A 15,235-nucleotide genomic window follows, 5' to 3' on the forward strand; every position below is an offset into this window, starting at 1 on the left:
GGAGCGCCTCTACCAGACTTACAGCTCCGTTTTTCCAGACGAACTACGGGGCCGTTCACGGCAGCTGAAACTTGCCGCCGATTCGATATCGCCCGTGCCGTTGTACAAAGCAATACGCGGATAAGGACACAGTGGACGTGTCCGTGCAGGTGACCAGTCCGCCGGAACGTCAGCGTTCACTCCGCCTGCATTACCTACGCCGCGTGCGGTGGCAATGATCTCTTCTGGCGCCCTGCCCTTTTCAACCCAGTTGACCAGAGGCGTCAGCATGTCGAATTGATCGGTGGACGGTCCGCCCTGGCAATGTCCCATGCCCGGTACGGTATACAAGCGGGCAAAGCGCTCTGCCTGTCCTCGGTTGGCCTTCTGAAGGCCCTCATACCAGGCTACAGTATCGTCAACCGAGAAAATGGGATCGCTGACACCGTGATACACCATGACCTTGGCTCCCCGCTGCCTGAGTAAACCAAGACGGGTAGGATCCGGGGGTGTCATGAATCGCATGGCGGATTCGGTGTAGATCGCATTGGAACGTGTGATTCGTGCGAGCAGATCATCAATGGAGCTGTTGAGGGCCAGCGACTTGCCATCGAACGTCGCCGGGCTTACCGGCGGTACGCCAAATACAATACCCACAGCCAATGAGTCACGGCTGATAGGCGACTCGAACTCCCAGGAGGCTACATCCTTGGTCGCAAGACCGCTGTCATAGGGGAAACTCGAATAGAATCGCTTGCCCACCCGCGTTGTAGCTCCCTTGAAAATAGGGTCTATGGCACGCTTCTGCGCAATGCTCAGGCACTGACCGTTGCGCTCACCCCGACAGGTGGGAACATCTCGCCACAGGCTGAACGTACGCTGGCAGCGCGGGTAATCCTGCACAAGCCCATCGGTAGCACCATCCAAGGCATCGCAACGTGCCAGGACGCGTTTTGCAACCAAGGCACGCTCCTGGGCAGTGAATGCAGTAGACAGGTCATTGGGATCCGTGGCGACCTTGGCATACTGCTGCGCCCCAAAGATACTGGCTACCGCTGCCAGGGGAAGCCGATAGCCCGGTGCGCCGGCCAGGAAGCCATCGTAGTCGTTCGCCAGCCGATTCATGGCTACAAAGGTATGCCGACCGCCATTGGAGCATCCACCGAAGTAGGAGTGTTCAGGCCGCCTGCCATAGGCTATCTGTAACGCCTGCTTGGCCATGGGCGTCAGTCTCAAGGCCGCCTGATAGCCATAGTCGAGACGGGCCTGCGGGTCGATGCCAAATGTCATGTTCTGTTGCGCCGTATGACCGGCATCGGAGCTCAGAACGGCAAAGCCTTTATCGAGGGCATTAGTGACCGGCCCTCCGCCCAGCCCGCCTGTAGCGGTAACTACACTGCCATCCAGCCCGCCATTGGCCTGATAGAAGAACCGTCCGTTCCAGGCCAGGGGCAAGCGCATCTCAAAGCCAACGGCATAATGGGCGCCATCGATACCAGTTCGAGGATTCATGCGCCCCTGAATCAGGCAGTGGGCCGCAATATCATGCCCGCCGACCTTGAGCTCACCGGCATCAATCCGCGTGGCTGTGTCAAACAGAGTGTTATCAAGCCTGGCAAGCTTGCGTGCCAGCGAGGTGCAACTACCTTGCAACGAGAGGGTGGAGTCAGCGCTGGCGAGGGGAATAACAAAAGCTAAAGCACTCACGCAGCCGGCAACGGCCAGCGTCTTGTGGGTAATGGTTCGCTTCATGGTGCGTCCTTCTTGTGTTTATTGTCGGAGCAGTCAAAGAGCAATCACAGAGGCGACACCGGATGACAGCAGCGGTTACCTCTGTCTAATAGTTAATATAATTAACTATTAGACGCAAGCGAATCCGCGTAGACAAATGCATTCAGCCATTGACGATCAACCTGATCACCCGCAGAACATCTTCACGGGTCGTCGGCTCTTGCTCAACGGAGCGATGTATGGTCAGCCCTTCGATCAGAGCATCTAGCGTTCTGGCAGTACGTGCATCGAAATGCTGCGCCAGTGCCCGCTGACTGCGAAACATCCAGTCCTGCATGATCGACTTCATTGCGGGGTTGCGACTCGCGTAGGCGTAGAGTTCATAGGAAAGCGTCATCACGCGGCCATTGTCTTCCTGCCAGAAATCGCCACAGATCACATTAGCCACGGCGTCGAGGGCTTGCTCGGGTGTCTTGGCTGCGCCCAGGAGAGCATCGAAGCGGGCAGAAATGGACCAGGCAAAACGGGTGAACGCTTCCTTGAGCAAGTGCTCGATGCCGTCAAAGTGATAAGTCATCGAGCCCAGTGGCACATCAGCCACGGCTGCAATGCGGCGGTGGGTAGCGCCTGACACGCCATCACGCGCGATGACCTCCAGAGTGGCATCAATGATGCGACTCCTTCGCTCAGGATCCAGACGTCGTTCAGAGGGCATGCCGTGTCAGTCTCCGAAAACAATGCAACGTAACCGTATAGGTCGGGTGGACGGATGGAACGAACAGGCTACCATGTGTACGAACGTACACATAAGCCCTGATTTTGTTTTATCTAGGATGGAGTAAATCCGTGACTCCCGCGATTCGGCGCAGACGTACCGCTCTGTTTGTACTGTTTTTGATCCCCGGACTCCTATTGGCGTCATGGGTAACCCGGACACCCGATATCCGGGACCTGCTGAGTGCCTCTACCAGTGAAATGGGCATGATCCTGTTCGGCCTAGGCCTGGGCCTTTCGGACATTGCCATCAATATCGAGGGCGCCGAACTTGAAACCACCACACGCAAACCGCTTCTGCCCGCGCTTCATGGCTGTTTCAGCCTTGGCACATTGGCAGGCTCGCTGATCAGCCTGGGACTGACTCATCTTTCGCTGCCGGTCTTCTGGCACCTTATTCTCATGGGCGCGGCGACCCTGCTTCCCTGCGTCTGGGCGTGCCTCGCCATCCCCCCGGGTACCGGACAGACACATACCGCAAGCAAGGCAGAGCAGCCGCCGGCCATGCCTTTCAGACCCTGGAAAGACAAGACGCTGATCATGATTGGTCTGATTGTACTGGCGCTTGCCCTGGCGGAAGGCTCCGCCACTGACTGGCTGCCGCTGTTGATGGTCGATGGACACGGTTTCGATCCGGCGTCCAGCGCACTCGTGTATGCCGGCTTTACCACGGCCATGACGATAGGGCGCTTTTCAGGAACCTATATCCTCCAGCGATTCAGCCGAGAGGCCGTCATACGGGCCAGTGCCCTGTCCGGTGCGTTGGGTATTGCCCTCGTGTCGTTCTCTGACAACCCCATCTTGGCGGCGGCCTCTGTACTCTTCTGGGGGCTTGGCGCATCGCTGGGTTTTCCGGTGGGGATCTCTGCTGCCGGCGACTCTGGCGAACAGTCGGCCAAGCGGGTAGCAGCCGTGGCAACCGTGGGCTATCTCGCCTTTCTGATCGGCCCGCCCTCGCTGGGCTTCATTGGACAAGCCTACGGGTTACGCATGGCCATGGTGGTTGTGCTGGTATTGGTGGCTGCAACGGTTCTGCTGGCACCTGCTGTACGAGACAGTCGATTGCATTCGGAACGTCGAATCAAGGAAGCCTGCCATGAATGAACGCGAAAAAGCGGCCGCCGGCCTGCTCTATGACGCCAACAATGATGCTGAACTTATCCAGCAGCGCCTGGAGGCCAAGGTTCAGGTTCATGCTTATAACCACCTTGATCCTCGGGACCTTGAGGGCAAAAAGCGTATTTTGAAAACGCTGTTGGGCAAGACAGGGGAGCATGTGCTCATCGAGGCGCCCTTTCATTGCGATTACGGCTATAACATCGAGCTGGGAGAAAATTTCTATTCCAATGTCAATCTGGTGATTCTGGACTGCGCCAAGGTCAGCATTGGCTGCAACGTATTCATAGCGCCCAACGTAGGACTGTACACGGCTGGCCATCCGCTGGATGCAGAACGACGAAACCAGGGTCTGGAATATGCGCATCCCATTACCATCGGCGACAACGTCTGGATTGGTGGGGGCGTTACAGTGTTGCCAGGTGTGACGATTGGCGAAGGCGCTGTCATCGGCGCAGGTAGCGTCGTAACGAAAGATATCCCGGCTCATGTGGTGGCGGTAGGTAATCCCTGCCGGGTGCTGAGAACAATAGACAACGCCGATCGTACCAGCCCTCCTTCGCACTGACCCCTGGAGCCCGGATCATGTGGAATCACTGCAAATGGTTGAACGAGCCCAGCCGCTGGGCACTTGAGAATGATCACCTGCGCGTGATAACGGATGCGCGTACCGACTTCTGGCGCGAGACCTACTATGGCTTTATTCGAGACACCGGGCACTGGTTTCATGTCGCCGCGGGAGCTGACTTTACGGCAATGGTGAAGATAGAGGGTCGGTTCAGCGAACTCTATGATCAGGCAGGACTCATGATCCGTCTGAACAACACCACATGGTGTAAAGCGGGCATAGAGGTCAGTGATGGCCAACGCCTCATCGGTAGTGTGTTGACGCTGGGCCATTCGGACTGGGCTGTAGGTGCACTGCCGGGCGAGCCTGATACCTTCTGGCTCAGGGCGACTCTCAAGGACAACGCCTTGAGAATTCAGTATTCGCTGGATGGGCAAGAGTGGCCATTGCTAAGGCTGGCCTATTTTCCAGGCTCCAGCGCCGTTGAAGTCGGACCGTTCTGCTGCACGCCCGAACGCGCTGGCCTGGAAATCGTATTCTCGGACTTTACCGTTGGGCCTGCACTGGACAAGCCGTTGCATGATTTGAGTTGAACGCCCTTATAAAAGGTCAGCCGTGCTTGGCTTCCACGAAGCGGCGAAAGATGTCCAACGTTTCGCTGCTGACATGGTGTTCGATACCTTCCGCGTCACGTCGGGCAACGCTTGGATCCACTCCCAGGGCCAGGAGGAAGGACTCGACAATGTAGTGCCGTTCACGGCTGGCTTGGGCGAGCGCTTCCCCTTCCGGCGTCAGGAAGATGCCCCGGTACGGCTTTTGGACGACATAGCCACAGGTAGCAAGACGCTTAAGCATTTTCGCGACCGTAGGCTGGGCGACGCCAATCCGGGTGGCGATATCAATCTGGCGCGCCTCGCCATGGGCATGGATCAGGTCTGAAATCAGTTCGACGTAATCCTCAATGAGTTCCTGCCGATGCGCTTCACGCACCTGCTGAAAGCCTTCCATGTGTACGGAAGCCTCTACCAGGGGTTTCATCGATACCGCTTCTCCTCGAACTTTGCTCACCACACATTCTCCAGAATGAATCAAGCGCCCGATACACACGGATAGCGCCGCCCTATTCTGACCGATCCCCTCTGCAACGCCAAAATGTTTAACCGTCAATCCTTGAAATAGATAAGTTTTATTGCCCGTGCTTGGAAACTTAGCCTAGGCTAAGTTTCATATGTATTACGTTGTACAATCCTTGCGAGCGTTCATTACATGAAAGAGTCGGCCACTTATGCAGCACTTTCCTGGGGTGACAGGGAAGAACCGCGCCCCAGCCTGGGACGAATGAACGCCAGCGTGCCTGTTCCTGCAACCGGGCACTGGCTGCGTCGTCTGATGGCTTTTATCGGCCCTGGCTACATGGTAGCCGTGGGCTATATGGATCCGGGCAACTGGGCAACCGACCTCGCGGGCGGTTCCAAGTTTGGCTATATGCTGCTGTCAGTGATCCTGCTGTCCAACCTGATGGCTATTCTGCTCCAGTCGCTGGCAGCGCGGCTGGGTATCGCATCGGGGTTGGATCTTGCGCAGGCCTGTCGACATCAATACTCCAGGCCAGTCAATTTCCTTCTCTGGATCGCCTGCGAGGTAGCAATCATTGCCTGCGATCTGGCCGAGGTAATTGGCACCGCCATTGCCTTGAATCTACTGTTTGGTATTCCTTTGGTCTGGGGAGCCATCATTACCGCCGCCGACGTCTTCATCATTCTGCTTTTGATGCGCCGTGGTTTCCGCTGGCTGGAAGCCTTTGTCATCGCCCTTTTGACCATTATCTTCGCCTGCTTTGGCGTTCAGATGATGCTCGCACAACCCGCCGTGGGCGAGATTCTCCAAGGCTTTTTGCCCCAGGCAGAAGTGGTGATGAATCCAGAAGCCCTTTACCTGGCCATCGGTATCATCGGTGCGACCGTGATGCCGCACAATCTGTATCTGCACTCCTCCATCGTGCAGACGCGGGCCTACCCCCGTACGGAAGAAGGTCGCCGTCAGGGTATTCGCTGGGCGGTAACGGACAGTACCATTGCCCTTATGCTGGCCCTGTTCGTCAATGCGGCCATTCTGATTACAGCAGCGGCTGTCTTTCATCAGGCAGGTCGTACAGACGTCGAAGAAATCGATCAGGCGTACCACCTGTTATCACCGATGCTGGGCGTAGGTATCGCCTCGATACTGTTTGCGGTAGCGCTATTGGCTTCAGGGATCAACTCCACTGTGACGGCCACTCTGGCGGGTCAGATTGTCATGGAAGGCTTTCTCAACCTGCGTCTGCCAGACTGGGCACGTCGCCTGATCACTCGCGGGCTGGCCATCATTCCAGTCGTGGCGGTTACCATCCTGTACGGGGAAAGCGGCACGGCAAAACTGCTGGTCCTGAGTCAAGTCGTTTTGTCCATGCAGTTGCCATTTGCAGTGATACCGCTGGTACGGTTCGTATCAAATCGCACACTAATGGGCAGTTTTGCCATTAGTCGTAGCGTGGCGGCGCTGGCATGGTTTATCGCCCTGCTGATCGTTGCGTTGAACATCAAGCTGCTCTTCGATGTACTTACCGGCCAGGGAGGCGGCATCTTCTAGCTTTACGGCGAGCAGCGGCCGGGTAATACGCCAGGCTGCATACAAAAAAGCCAGGACCGTCTCCGATCCTGGCTTTTTTGTATCAGATGTTTTTATTGAGCGTCCTTCAGCGTCCCTGAACGACAGCGGCAGGTACCCGGTTGGCTGCCGCATGGCGCTTGCCCACCAGATTACCGATGGCGACCACGATCAGGGCCAGCAGGCCGGTTGCCATGATTTCCATACGGTGCGCCTCGCTGAACAGCATGACGGTCAATGCGCCAACGATGAAAACAATAACTGCCCAGGTCAGGTAGGGGAACAGCCACATGCGAAACTCGATCGCCTCGCCATGGGCTTCCAACTTGTGACGCAGACGCAGCTGGGAAATGGCGATGACCAGATAAACCAGCAAGGCAACAGCGCCGGAGGTTGCCAGCAGGAAGCCAAAGACGGCTTCAGGCATAGTGTAGTTTGCAATGGTACTCATAAACCCTATGGCCGTGCTGGCCAATACAGCCGAGCGGGGGACGCCGTTTGCCGAGACACGCCCTGTCATTGCAGGTGCATCGCCACGACGGCTCAGCGAGAACAGCATGCGTGAGGCGGTATACAGGGCCGAGTTCAGACAACTGGCTACTGCCACCAGCACCACAACATCCACGATCAGCTTGGCGTGCGGGATGGACATCACCTCAAGCGCACGCTGATACGAACCCACGATAGGCAGTTGGGGGTCATTCCACGGAACCATGGAAACAACCAGGAAAATCGACACCAGATAGAACAGTGCAATACGCCAGATAACCGAGTTAGTCGCCTTGCTGATTTGTTTGGAAGGATTCTTGGACTCAGCCGCAGCAATGGTCACGATCTCGGTGCCCATGAAGCTGAACATTGTCGTAAGCAAGGCACCCAGCACTGCGCCAAAGCCATGGGGCATAAACCCACCGGTCATTTCCATCAGGCGCCCTAGGCCGCTGACTTCCCGTCCTGGCAGCCCACCGGCCAAGGCAAATGCACCCAGCGCAATGAACGCAACAATAGCCATAACCTTGAGCAGCGCGAACCAGAACTCGAACTCACCGTATTTGGCAACACTAAACAGATTGGTAACGGTAAGAAGCGCAGTGATAGCCAGTGCAAATTGCCACGTAGCCACTACAGGGAACCAGGAGTTCAGAATGGACGCTGCCGCAACGGCTTCAAGGGGGATAACCAATACCCAGAACCACCAGTACAACCAACCGATTGTGAACCCTGCCCAACGTCCAATGCCGCGTTGCGCGTAAGAAGAAAAAGAACCCGTGTCCGGCGAAGCTACTGCCATCTCGCCCAACATACGCATAACCAGTACGACAAGGGTGCCTGCCAGTGCATAGGCCAGCAGAACAGCGGGACCTGCAGCGGCAATGGCGTGGCCGGATCCTACAAATAAACCGGCACCGATTACCCCAGCGATTGAAAGCATAGTGACATGGCGGGGTTTTAGAGCGGGTGAAAGGCTTTTTTCATTATGTACTTGGCTCATAGGTGCTACCTAAAGCGGAAAAACCTTTCAGCAGCAATATATGAGCCAGCTACCAAACACCTTTGCTAAACGCCATAAATTGGAGCGAACTTCCACCAATGTGCACGATTTTTAAGCTTATTCCTTGCTATAGGCTTGCTGAATGGTTTCACCCATATGAATAGCTCGCACTTTAATTGTGCTTATAACGGTAACAATGTGTGCAACCCGCATCAAAAAGGTGCATAAATTGGTAGCAACCTGGTTGCACCTTTGCAAGACAACTAAAGAAAGCCTCGCCTTAATGGCGAGGCTTTTCCTAAGTCAGATTCTGAAACTTGAAACGAGCTGATCGAGGCGATTGGCCTGTTGTTCCAGGGCATGGCAAGCGCCCAGGGTTGCGTTCAGGTTTTCCACGCCCTGCTGGTTGAGCGAGTTGATCTCGGTAATGTCGACATTAAGCGACTCCACTACCGCGCTTTGCTCTTCCGTAGCGGCCGCCACCGACTGGGTCATGCCATCGATATCGGTAATGCGCTCGGCTACCGAGCCCAACCGCTCGTTGGCCTTTTGCGCGATGGTCATGCTGTCCTCGCTGAAGCGCTGACTTTCGGTCATGGTGGAAACCGCTTCGCTCGCCCCGGTTTGCAGCTCCTGAATCATGCTCTGGATCTCTCGGGCCGAACTCTGGGTACGATGTGCCAGACCACGCACCTCGTCCGCTACCACAGCAAAACCACGCCCGGCATCGCCTGCCCGTGCAGCTTCGATCGCAGCGTTGAGCGCCAGCAGGTTGGTCTGCTCGGAAATGCCTTGGATCACTTCCAGGATATGTCCGATGCGGGTGGTCTTCTGGTTCAGCTCATCGATACGGCCGCAGGAGGCGCTGATGTTGGCGGACAGGGTTTCCATCGCCGTCAGGGTCTGGCCCAGTACGCGGCGACCCTCCTCGGCCTGCTGCCGGGCACTGGTAGCCTGTACGGACGCATCGGCAGCGTTGCGGGCGATTTCCTGTGTGGCGGCCCCCAGCTGGTTGATGGCTGCCGCCACGCTTCCGGTACGTCCGGCCTGATTGTCCGAGTTGTGCAGCGAGGAGTTGGAGGCTGCCAGCACCTGACGGGAGACCTCGTTGAGCTGGCGGGTACTGGCCGATACTTCGCTGATCGAGCCATGGATACGCTCGACAAAGCGGTTGAAGGCAGCGGCCAGCACACCAAACTCGTCCTGGCTATTGATGGCCAGACGCCGGGTCAGGTCGCCCTCTCCTTGTGCGATGTCCTGCATCGCCTGGCTCATGGTCGTGAGCGGACGCATTAGCACACGGATCAGCACACCCAGGAGCAGCATGATCAGCACAACGCCAATCACCATGGCCAGCACGGCCGAGGTTCTGAACTCCTTGAGCGGGGCGTAAGCTTTCTCTTCATCAACCATCAGGCCCAGGTACCAGTTGACCGATGGCAGACCGGTGACCGGCTTGAAGACCATAAGCTGAGGCTTGCCGTCCAGCTCGACCTGCTTGAGCGCGCCATCCAGTGCAGGCGCACCGGCGGGAAACAGCTCAGCGAGGCTTTTCATCACCTCCTCTTTTCTGGGGCTGACCAGTACCTTGCCTTCGCTATTCACCAGAATCGCATGACCGATACCGCCCAGGTCGAGCGAATTGACGATACCCACCATCGTCTGCAGACTCAGATCGCCTCCCAGAACACCTGCCAGTTGCCCCTCGTGCATGACGGGTGTGGCAAGGCTCATGATCAATCCGCCCGAAGCAGCATCTACATAAGGCTCGGTCAGAATCGAACCGGCTTTGGTTTGGGCGCCCTGATACCAGGGGCGTGTTCTCGGGTCATAGCCGGCAGGCATACTGATAGAGGGTCGAACCGTAAACGTACCGTCCGCCTGCCCCAGATAGGTCAGGTCAAAGCTTGAGGTATATGCTTTCTGCTCCAGCACTGCAGTGAATGCCTGAGGGGCAAGATCACGCTGTACCGCCTGCGCCTCTCCTTCAAGCAGCGTGATACGCCCACTTACCCAGTTGGCAATATTGCTGGAGGCACTGGTGCCCAGTTCATTGAGGCGAACGGTCAGGTCCCGGGTGATTGCCGTACGTTGCAGATAATCGTTGTACGTCATGAACAACGAGAAGGCAGCAATCAGCACTACCGAGGCCGTTGCCAGGATCTTGTGGCTGAACTTTATTCTACTGAGCATACGACTCGGCCCTACTGAAGGTGGGGATATATAAGGTCTGGCTAACAGATTTCTGTTTGGCTATAGAGGCTATCGGCCAGTCACGTGCGGTCTTCAGCGGCGCTACAATATTTTTCTACAGAGCGACGAGGATTGTCCTACTGTTTTCTTAAAGCCTATGACAATTCGGCCGATGTAGCCTAAGCAGTGGGATGGCCGGTACGGTCGCGGCAGAACCTTGGGCGCTCCGTCCGGTCAGTCATCTAGGATTGACAGAGGCGAGGTTCTCATGACGTATGCAGCAGCGCGAGCGCTCAAGGTCGCGGTCTACGGCGCGCAGAGCCCGCTGGGCCAGGCGTTGATCAACGAGTTGCTTAATCGCGAACATGAGGCCGTGCCGCTACAGGCGGATCTCAAGGCATTACCGCCCCGCCCCTATCCCCAATCGACCTCTGGCCATATGTTCAGCGCCTATAAAGTCAGCCAGGGGGTGGCGGGAATGAAGGCAGTCGTCGCGGTACTGGAACCACCTCGCGTAGTAATTGAGGTCGAAGATCCCAACTACCTGATCGATGCTGTGGCTGCACTCATCAGCGGCCTACGCAAAGGCAAGGTATCCCAGCTCATGCTAGTAGGTGATTTCGCTGCGCTGGAAGATGAGGATGTCGACCCTCGCTGGCGACGTGTCTGCCAGAAGATTCACGAGCGGCTCGATACCAGCCCGCTTCACTGGACGCTGGTCAACTGTCCCATTCTGGATGAACGGGAAGCCAACGACTCGACCAGTCTCGAAGAAGATTATGAGCTTCTTCATCTCGCCGCCGAGGTCGCCGATGTACTTGAAAAACCCGGGCATAGCGGTCGCCAGCTGAACCTTGATCCCTGACCGGCTCGTTCGCTGGCCTGAGGCAGCATGGCCGCCTCTATCAAACAGAAAGCTGGACACTTCTTATACGCACCGCTTCACAAATCCATCAGTTGTGATATACCACGCGCCCCGTTACCCATGAGCAGGAAGCAGGAGTCACCATGGACGCGTACTGGAAGCGTTATATCCGCTGCATCAAAAACCCGGACAGCTTGGGAGAGATTCGCTGGAACAAGAAGGCGGCTGAATCCTATGCCTGGCAACTGCTGCTGGAAAACCTGATCACGGAGGATCAGTACGCGGCATTTCTGGAACAGGAAAAAGCTGGCCGGTATATCGATGAGGATGTCGTTGAGCCTCAGCAGGGCTCACAAGCGAGCTAAGCCTCGCTCTTAAAAAATTGCTCTTATCAGGCAAATAAGACTATTTAGTCTTGATTTTAGCTATTATTTAGCTATTAAATAGCCACCATCATCGAAATCTTGGGAGATTTAATTTTCCTGAACTTTGCACACGTTCGCCGTTTCGCTTGTTCCAAATAGCAGTACGTGACTCCCCGCACAGTCACTCCTTAAAAATACCGCCTCCTCCTCGCACAATGCGCCCCCGCAAACGCACCAGGATGCCGTTTGCAGCCCAAACCTGTTGTTTAACCCTCACAAATATATGGAGGATAGGGTCTTGTTCACCCGTTCCCTGAAGCTTGCCACACTCTTTGCTGGATGCATCGCCAGCGCACATTACGCCGCTGCTGCTCAGAGTTCTGAGGCTTCTTCGTGCACCATTCGCATGTTGTTCGTTGGTAACAGCTACACCTATGCGAACAGTTTGACGACCACCCTGATGGGAATGGCGTCACGCGCCCACGACAGCGCATCATCGTCTTGCACCATCGAGGCGGACTCGATTGCCAAACCCTCATATACCCTTGAGCAGCACTGGAACAGTGGAGCGGTACAAAGCAAGCTGGCAAGCAACACCTATGACTATGTAGTCCTGCAGGAGCACGCCGCTCGGCCATTGCTTCAGCCAGAACGGCTGGAAGAATATGCACTGAAATTCAACGATCTGATCCGTGCCCATCATGCTAAGCCGATTCTGTTCGAAACCTGGGCCAACGAGAATCAACAGGGTAAGCAACCACAGATCTATAAGGAGTACGTGAGCCTGGCGCGCAAGATGGGCGCCCAACTCTCCCCTTGCGGTGAGTCTTGGAAGGGTACGTTTGCAAGCGATTCAGTGGCCAAGCTGTACATAGCTGACGGGCGCCATGCCTCTTTCTCAGGCGGGTATGCCTGCGCCGCCTCCTTCTACACCTTGCTATTCCGTCAGAAGCCTCTTCAGCCCAGCGCAGAAGAGGCCAATATCCTCGCGTCGGATAAGACATCCGCACCGGAGCTGCACCAGGCGGCTCACCAGGCCGTCGGTAAGCTGGCTCCCGATGTACGCGGCTGGTAAGCGCTTGGTCATCTACTGATCGCGCATACCGCAGGCCAGTCTCTTGCAGGCTGGCCTGTTGCAGGAGAGGTGTGCTGACTAATGGACAGTAATGGCAAAACAAGACTGGTTACGTCCTGCGGCCTTGGCCTGGTAAAGCGCTGTGTCAGCCGCTCTGGAATAGTCGACACGCGTATCGTCTGGTCGAGGAAAGCGGCATTCAACGCCAATACTTACTGTAAAACGCAGCGTTCCGCTGTCCGTTTTGATGCCGAGGGAGGCCATGTCGAGTCGAATACGTTCAACAAGCGTTGCCATTTCAGTCGGGGTGCGATTCATGAAGAGTAGAATGAATTCCTCTCCACCAAAACGCGCCGCATGATCGCCTGCCCCCTGGGTATGATTCAGCAATACCTGCCCAACCTTGACCAGACACTCGTCACCTGTCGAATGACCATAGGTATCGTTAATTTGCTTGAAGTGATCGATATCGATCATGACAACACTCAGCATTTGCCCAGTTGCCAGGGCCTGTGCAAGCGAGGCGGTAAAGTTTTCCTCAAAAGCACTTCGGTTCTGTAACTGGGTCAGGGCATCCAGTCGGCTCAGGCGTGACAGCTGAAGGTTTGCCTCCTCCAGGGCCAGGGTCCGCTCCTTCACTCGCCGCTCGAGTGCTTCGTTGGTTTCCTGCTGAAAAATCAATAGTTTCTCTTGTGCCTGCAAGGTTGCTAACCGCTCTCGTGCCAGATGCTCGCTGGTTCTTATGGCCTCCTGCTTTGCCTGTATTCGTGCTGCACGCTCACGGTTTATCCGCTCGGCCAAGGCCATCGACAGCAACAGGAACTCAAGCGCGAACCCAAGCATCTGGACATACAACGGATTGACCCACCCTTTGCTCAAGCCAGACATGACCAGCGTCATATATAAGGTGGCTAGATTGAGCACTATCCAGGCGATGGTGAAATAACGGGCCGATACATGGCCTCGCCACCACAAGGCAAGGCCAACCCATAGCCCCGTGAGGCAGCTGAGAAAGACCATGACATCGATACCGAGAAACGGAATGAACGCAGGGTCGATCGCGATAATCAGCGAGGCGCCAAGCCAATAGATCAGGAAGCTTTTACACAAGACTGAAAAGAAGCGGCTGTGGCTGGATAACTGAAGAAAGTGCTTGATGAACTGGGCGGCACCGGCCATGCAAAGCGAAATGGACAGAACGGTGGCACGCACTGCCAGTTCGGTCCATTCCGGCCACAGATACAACCGTCCAAAGCCGGTCGCACAGACCATATAGAAGATGGCACCAGCGAGATAACCGCTATACCAGAGATAGGCCCGGTCCCGTATGAAGACATAGAGTGATAGGTTGTAAGCCAGCATGATTACTGCTGCGCCCAGAAAGGCGCTCAGGCTCAGGGCTGTTTGCGTATAGATGCGTTCATACGCGGCAGGAGACATGATCTCCATCGGAATGGTCAGCGGCTGGCTCGCACGCATGCGACCGTACAGAACCATGGCCTGATTGGGCGGCAAGTCAAGCGTAGCGACCGGATAAGGGCCGCGGGTGGCTTGCCTACTCAAGGGTATGCGATTACCAAGCGATTCGACTGAAGACCACCGCTCCAGAACAGGATCGAACAGGCGCAGCTCAAGCTGATCGATCAGAGGGGTTTCGGCCACCAGTAACCATCGGCGAACCTCGGACGAGGGGTTTTCCAGCCTTAATCGGATCCAGCCACCGTCCTGCTGATACCCAAGACTGATTAATGCCTTTGCGTTCGGCTGCCACGCGCTATCAGGTACAGCGTAGCGAATAGCCTCGAATGTCTCGGCGAAGGGGTGCAACAGATAGTCCGTCTGGTAGCCTGCAGGATAGTTATCCTGGTTATCCAGAACCAATACGCGTCCTGGTGCAGCAGGTGCTTCTGCTGCCAACGTGGAGCAAGCGATCAGCACCACGGCGAGCGACGTAATACCTGCTGAACAGGACAGCCTTCGAAGGCAAGCGTGTAATACAAAAAGCAAAGCGCCCATCGAAGAACCTGTCATACATCATCAAGAATAAAGCAGATCGTCAGCCCTACGAGTGGCTTGTCACTATCTGGCTCCATAATGAGCCGGTTACCAGCCAGCTACTTAACGGCGGCTCATTCAACACCCAACCTTTCCAAACGGTGTGCCTGTACCCGAGAAACAAAACCGCCGATCAACATGGCGGATGTTCCACTGACAAGCCCGGCCCCTTCCAGCGCAATCATGAAACCGTCAATCTTGGCAGCGGCCAGCTCCAGCTCAGATACATTCCGGGCGGTACGCAAAGCGTCCAGAAAGAAGTAGAAGCTATCGATATTGGCGGCCGGCAGTCGGGCACCGCAAATATTGTCCAGCCGGTTTTGCAGTTGATAGCAATCGAATTCGGTCAAGATCATGGATGTCTGCCTCTACCCAG

General features: G+C 56.0%; 14 protein-coding genes and 1 pseudogene. 7 read left to right on the forward strand and 8 right to left on the reverse strand.

Features of this window, described 5'->3' with window-relative positions; genetic code table 11:
• Nucleotides 1–18 precede the first annotated feature (18 nt).
• Nucleotides 19–1,731: a tannase/feruloyl esterase family alpha/beta hydrolase gene (locus B3729_RS21085; protein WP_286788929.1), complete on the reverse strand. Its 1,713-nt coding sequence runs from the start codon at nt 1,729–1,731 to the stop codon at nt 19–21.
• Nucleotides 1,732–1,873: 142 nt separating this feature from the next.
• On the reverse strand, nt 1,874–2,425 hold the full coding sequence (locus B3729_RS21090) for a TetR/AcrR family transcriptional regulator (RefSeq protein WP_286788930.1): 552 nt from the start codon (nt 2,423–2,425) through the stop codon (nt 1,874–1,876).
• Nucleotides 2,426–2,556: 131 nt separating this feature from the next.
• Between B3729_RS21090 and B3729_RS21095 the strand changes: the two genes are divergently transcribed.
• Genes B3729_RS21095 through B3729_RS21105 form a run of 3 tightly spaced genes read left to right on the forward strand, consistent with a single transcriptional unit; the run spans nt 2,557 to nt 4,761 of the window.
• Nucleotides 2,557–3,588: an MFS transporter gene (locus tag B3729_RS21095; RefSeq protein ID WP_286788931.1), complete on the forward strand. Its 1,032-nt coding sequence runs from the start codon at nt 2,557–2,559 to the stop codon at nt 3,586–3,588.
• Nucleotides 3,581–4,168 carry a sugar O-acetyltransferase gene (locus B3729_RS21100; RefSeq protein ID WP_150346268.1) on the forward strand — a complete coding sequence of 196 codons (588 nt, stop codon included), beginning with the start codon at nt 3,581–3,583 and terminating at the stop codon, nt 4,166–4,168. Before B3729_RS21095 ends, B3729_RS21100 begins: the two co-directional genes overlap by 8 nt.
• A 17-nt stretch (nt 4,169–4,185) precedes the next feature.
• Nucleotides 4,186–4,761: a DUF1349 domain-containing protein gene (locus B3729_RS21105; protein ID WP_150346267.1), complete on the forward strand. Its 576-nt coding sequence runs from the start codon at nt 4,186–4,188 to the stop codon at nt 4,759–4,761.
• 16 nt (nt 4,762–4,777) lie between these two features.
• Here the strand turns inward: B3729_RS21105 and mntR are convergent, their stop codons facing one another.
• Complete coding sequence (gene mntR / locus B3729_RS21110) at nt 4,778–5,206, reverse strand: manganese-binding transcriptional regulator MntR (protein WP_414704029.1); 429 nt, start codon at nt 5,204–5,206, stop codon at nt 4,778–4,780.
• Between the two features lie 228 nt (nt 5,207–5,434).
• Between mntR and B3729_RS21115 the strand changes: the two genes are divergently transcribed.
• Nucleotides 5,435–6,796: an Nramp family divalent metal transporter gene (locus B3729_RS21115; protein WP_125889141.1), complete on the forward strand. Its 1,362-nt coding sequence runs from the start codon at nt 5,435–5,437 to the stop codon at nt 6,794–6,796.
• Nucleotides 6,797–6,902: 106 nt separating this feature from the next.
• On the opposite strand, the gene gabP is transcribed toward B3729_RS21115, so the two are convergent.
• The 3 genes and pseudogenes from gabP to B3729_RS24880 form a co-directional block, all read right to left on the reverse strand.
• Nucleotides 6,903–8,306, reverse strand: coding sequence for a GABA permease (gabP, locus tag B3729_RS21120; RefSeq protein WP_286788933.1), 1,404 nt, complete (start codon nt 8,304–8,306; stop codon nt 6,903–6,905).
• Between the two features lie 303 nt (nt 8,307–8,609).
• Nucleotides 8,610–9,398 carry a methyl-accepting chemotaxis protein gene (locus B3729_RS24875; protein ID WP_372238925.1) on the reverse strand — a complete coding sequence of 263 codons (789 nt, stop codon included), beginning with the start codon at nt 9,396–9,398 and terminating at the stop codon, nt 8,610–8,612.
• 69 nt (nt 9,399–9,467) lie between these two features.
• Nucleotides 9,468–10,499 (reverse strand): annotated as a pseudogene (locus B3729_RS24880) (HAMP domain-containing protein); the annotation flags it as partial.
• A gap of 268 nt (nt 10,500–10,767) precedes the next feature.
• Between B3729_RS24880 and B3729_RS21130 the strand changes: the two are divergent.
• The 3 genes from B3729_RS21130 (at nt 10,768) to B3729_RS21140 (ending at nt 12,804) form a co-directional block, all read left to right on the forward strand.
• Nucleotides 10,768–11,364 carry an NAD(P)H-binding protein gene (locus B3729_RS21130; protein ID WP_286788935.1) on the forward strand — a complete coding sequence of 199 codons (597 nt, stop codon included), beginning with the start codon at nt 10,768–10,770 and terminating at the stop codon, nt 11,362–11,364.
• Nucleotides 11,365–11,507: 143 nt separating this feature from the next.
• Complete coding sequence (locus B3729_RS21135; protein ID WP_010798821.1) at nt 11,508–11,729, forward strand: hypothetical protein; 222 nt, start codon at nt 11,508–11,510, stop codon at nt 11,727–11,729.
• Nucleotides 11,730–12,027: 298 nt separating this feature from the next.
• Nucleotides 12,028–12,804, forward strand: coding sequence for a hypothetical protein (locus tag B3729_RS21140; protein WP_019366715.1), 777 nt, complete (start codon nt 12,028–12,030; stop codon nt 12,802–12,804).
• A gap of 78 nt (nt 12,805–12,882) precedes the next feature.
• On the opposite strand, the gene B3729_RS21145 is transcribed toward B3729_RS21140, so the two are convergent.
• A complete protein-coding gene (locus tag B3729_RS21145) occupies nt 12,883–14,745 on the reverse strand; it encodes a sensor domain-containing diguanylate cyclase (protein ID WP_286788936.1) in 1,863 nt (620 codons plus the stop codon).
• 188 nt (nt 14,746–14,933) lie between these two features.
• Nucleotides 14,934–15,215: a hypothetical protein gene (locus B3729_RS21150; RefSeq protein ID WP_010798824.1), complete on the reverse strand. Its 282-nt coding sequence runs from the start codon at nt 15,213–15,215 to the stop codon at nt 14,934–14,936.
• Nucleotides 15,216–15,235 lie beyond the last annotated feature (20 nt).

It is taken from the genome of Pseudomonas sp. UBA3149 (assembly GCF_002364655.1).
GTDB classification, from domain to species: domain Bacteria; phylum Pseudomonadota; class Gammaproteobacteria; order Pseudomonadales; family Pseudomonadaceae; genus Chryseomonas; species Chryseomonas luteola.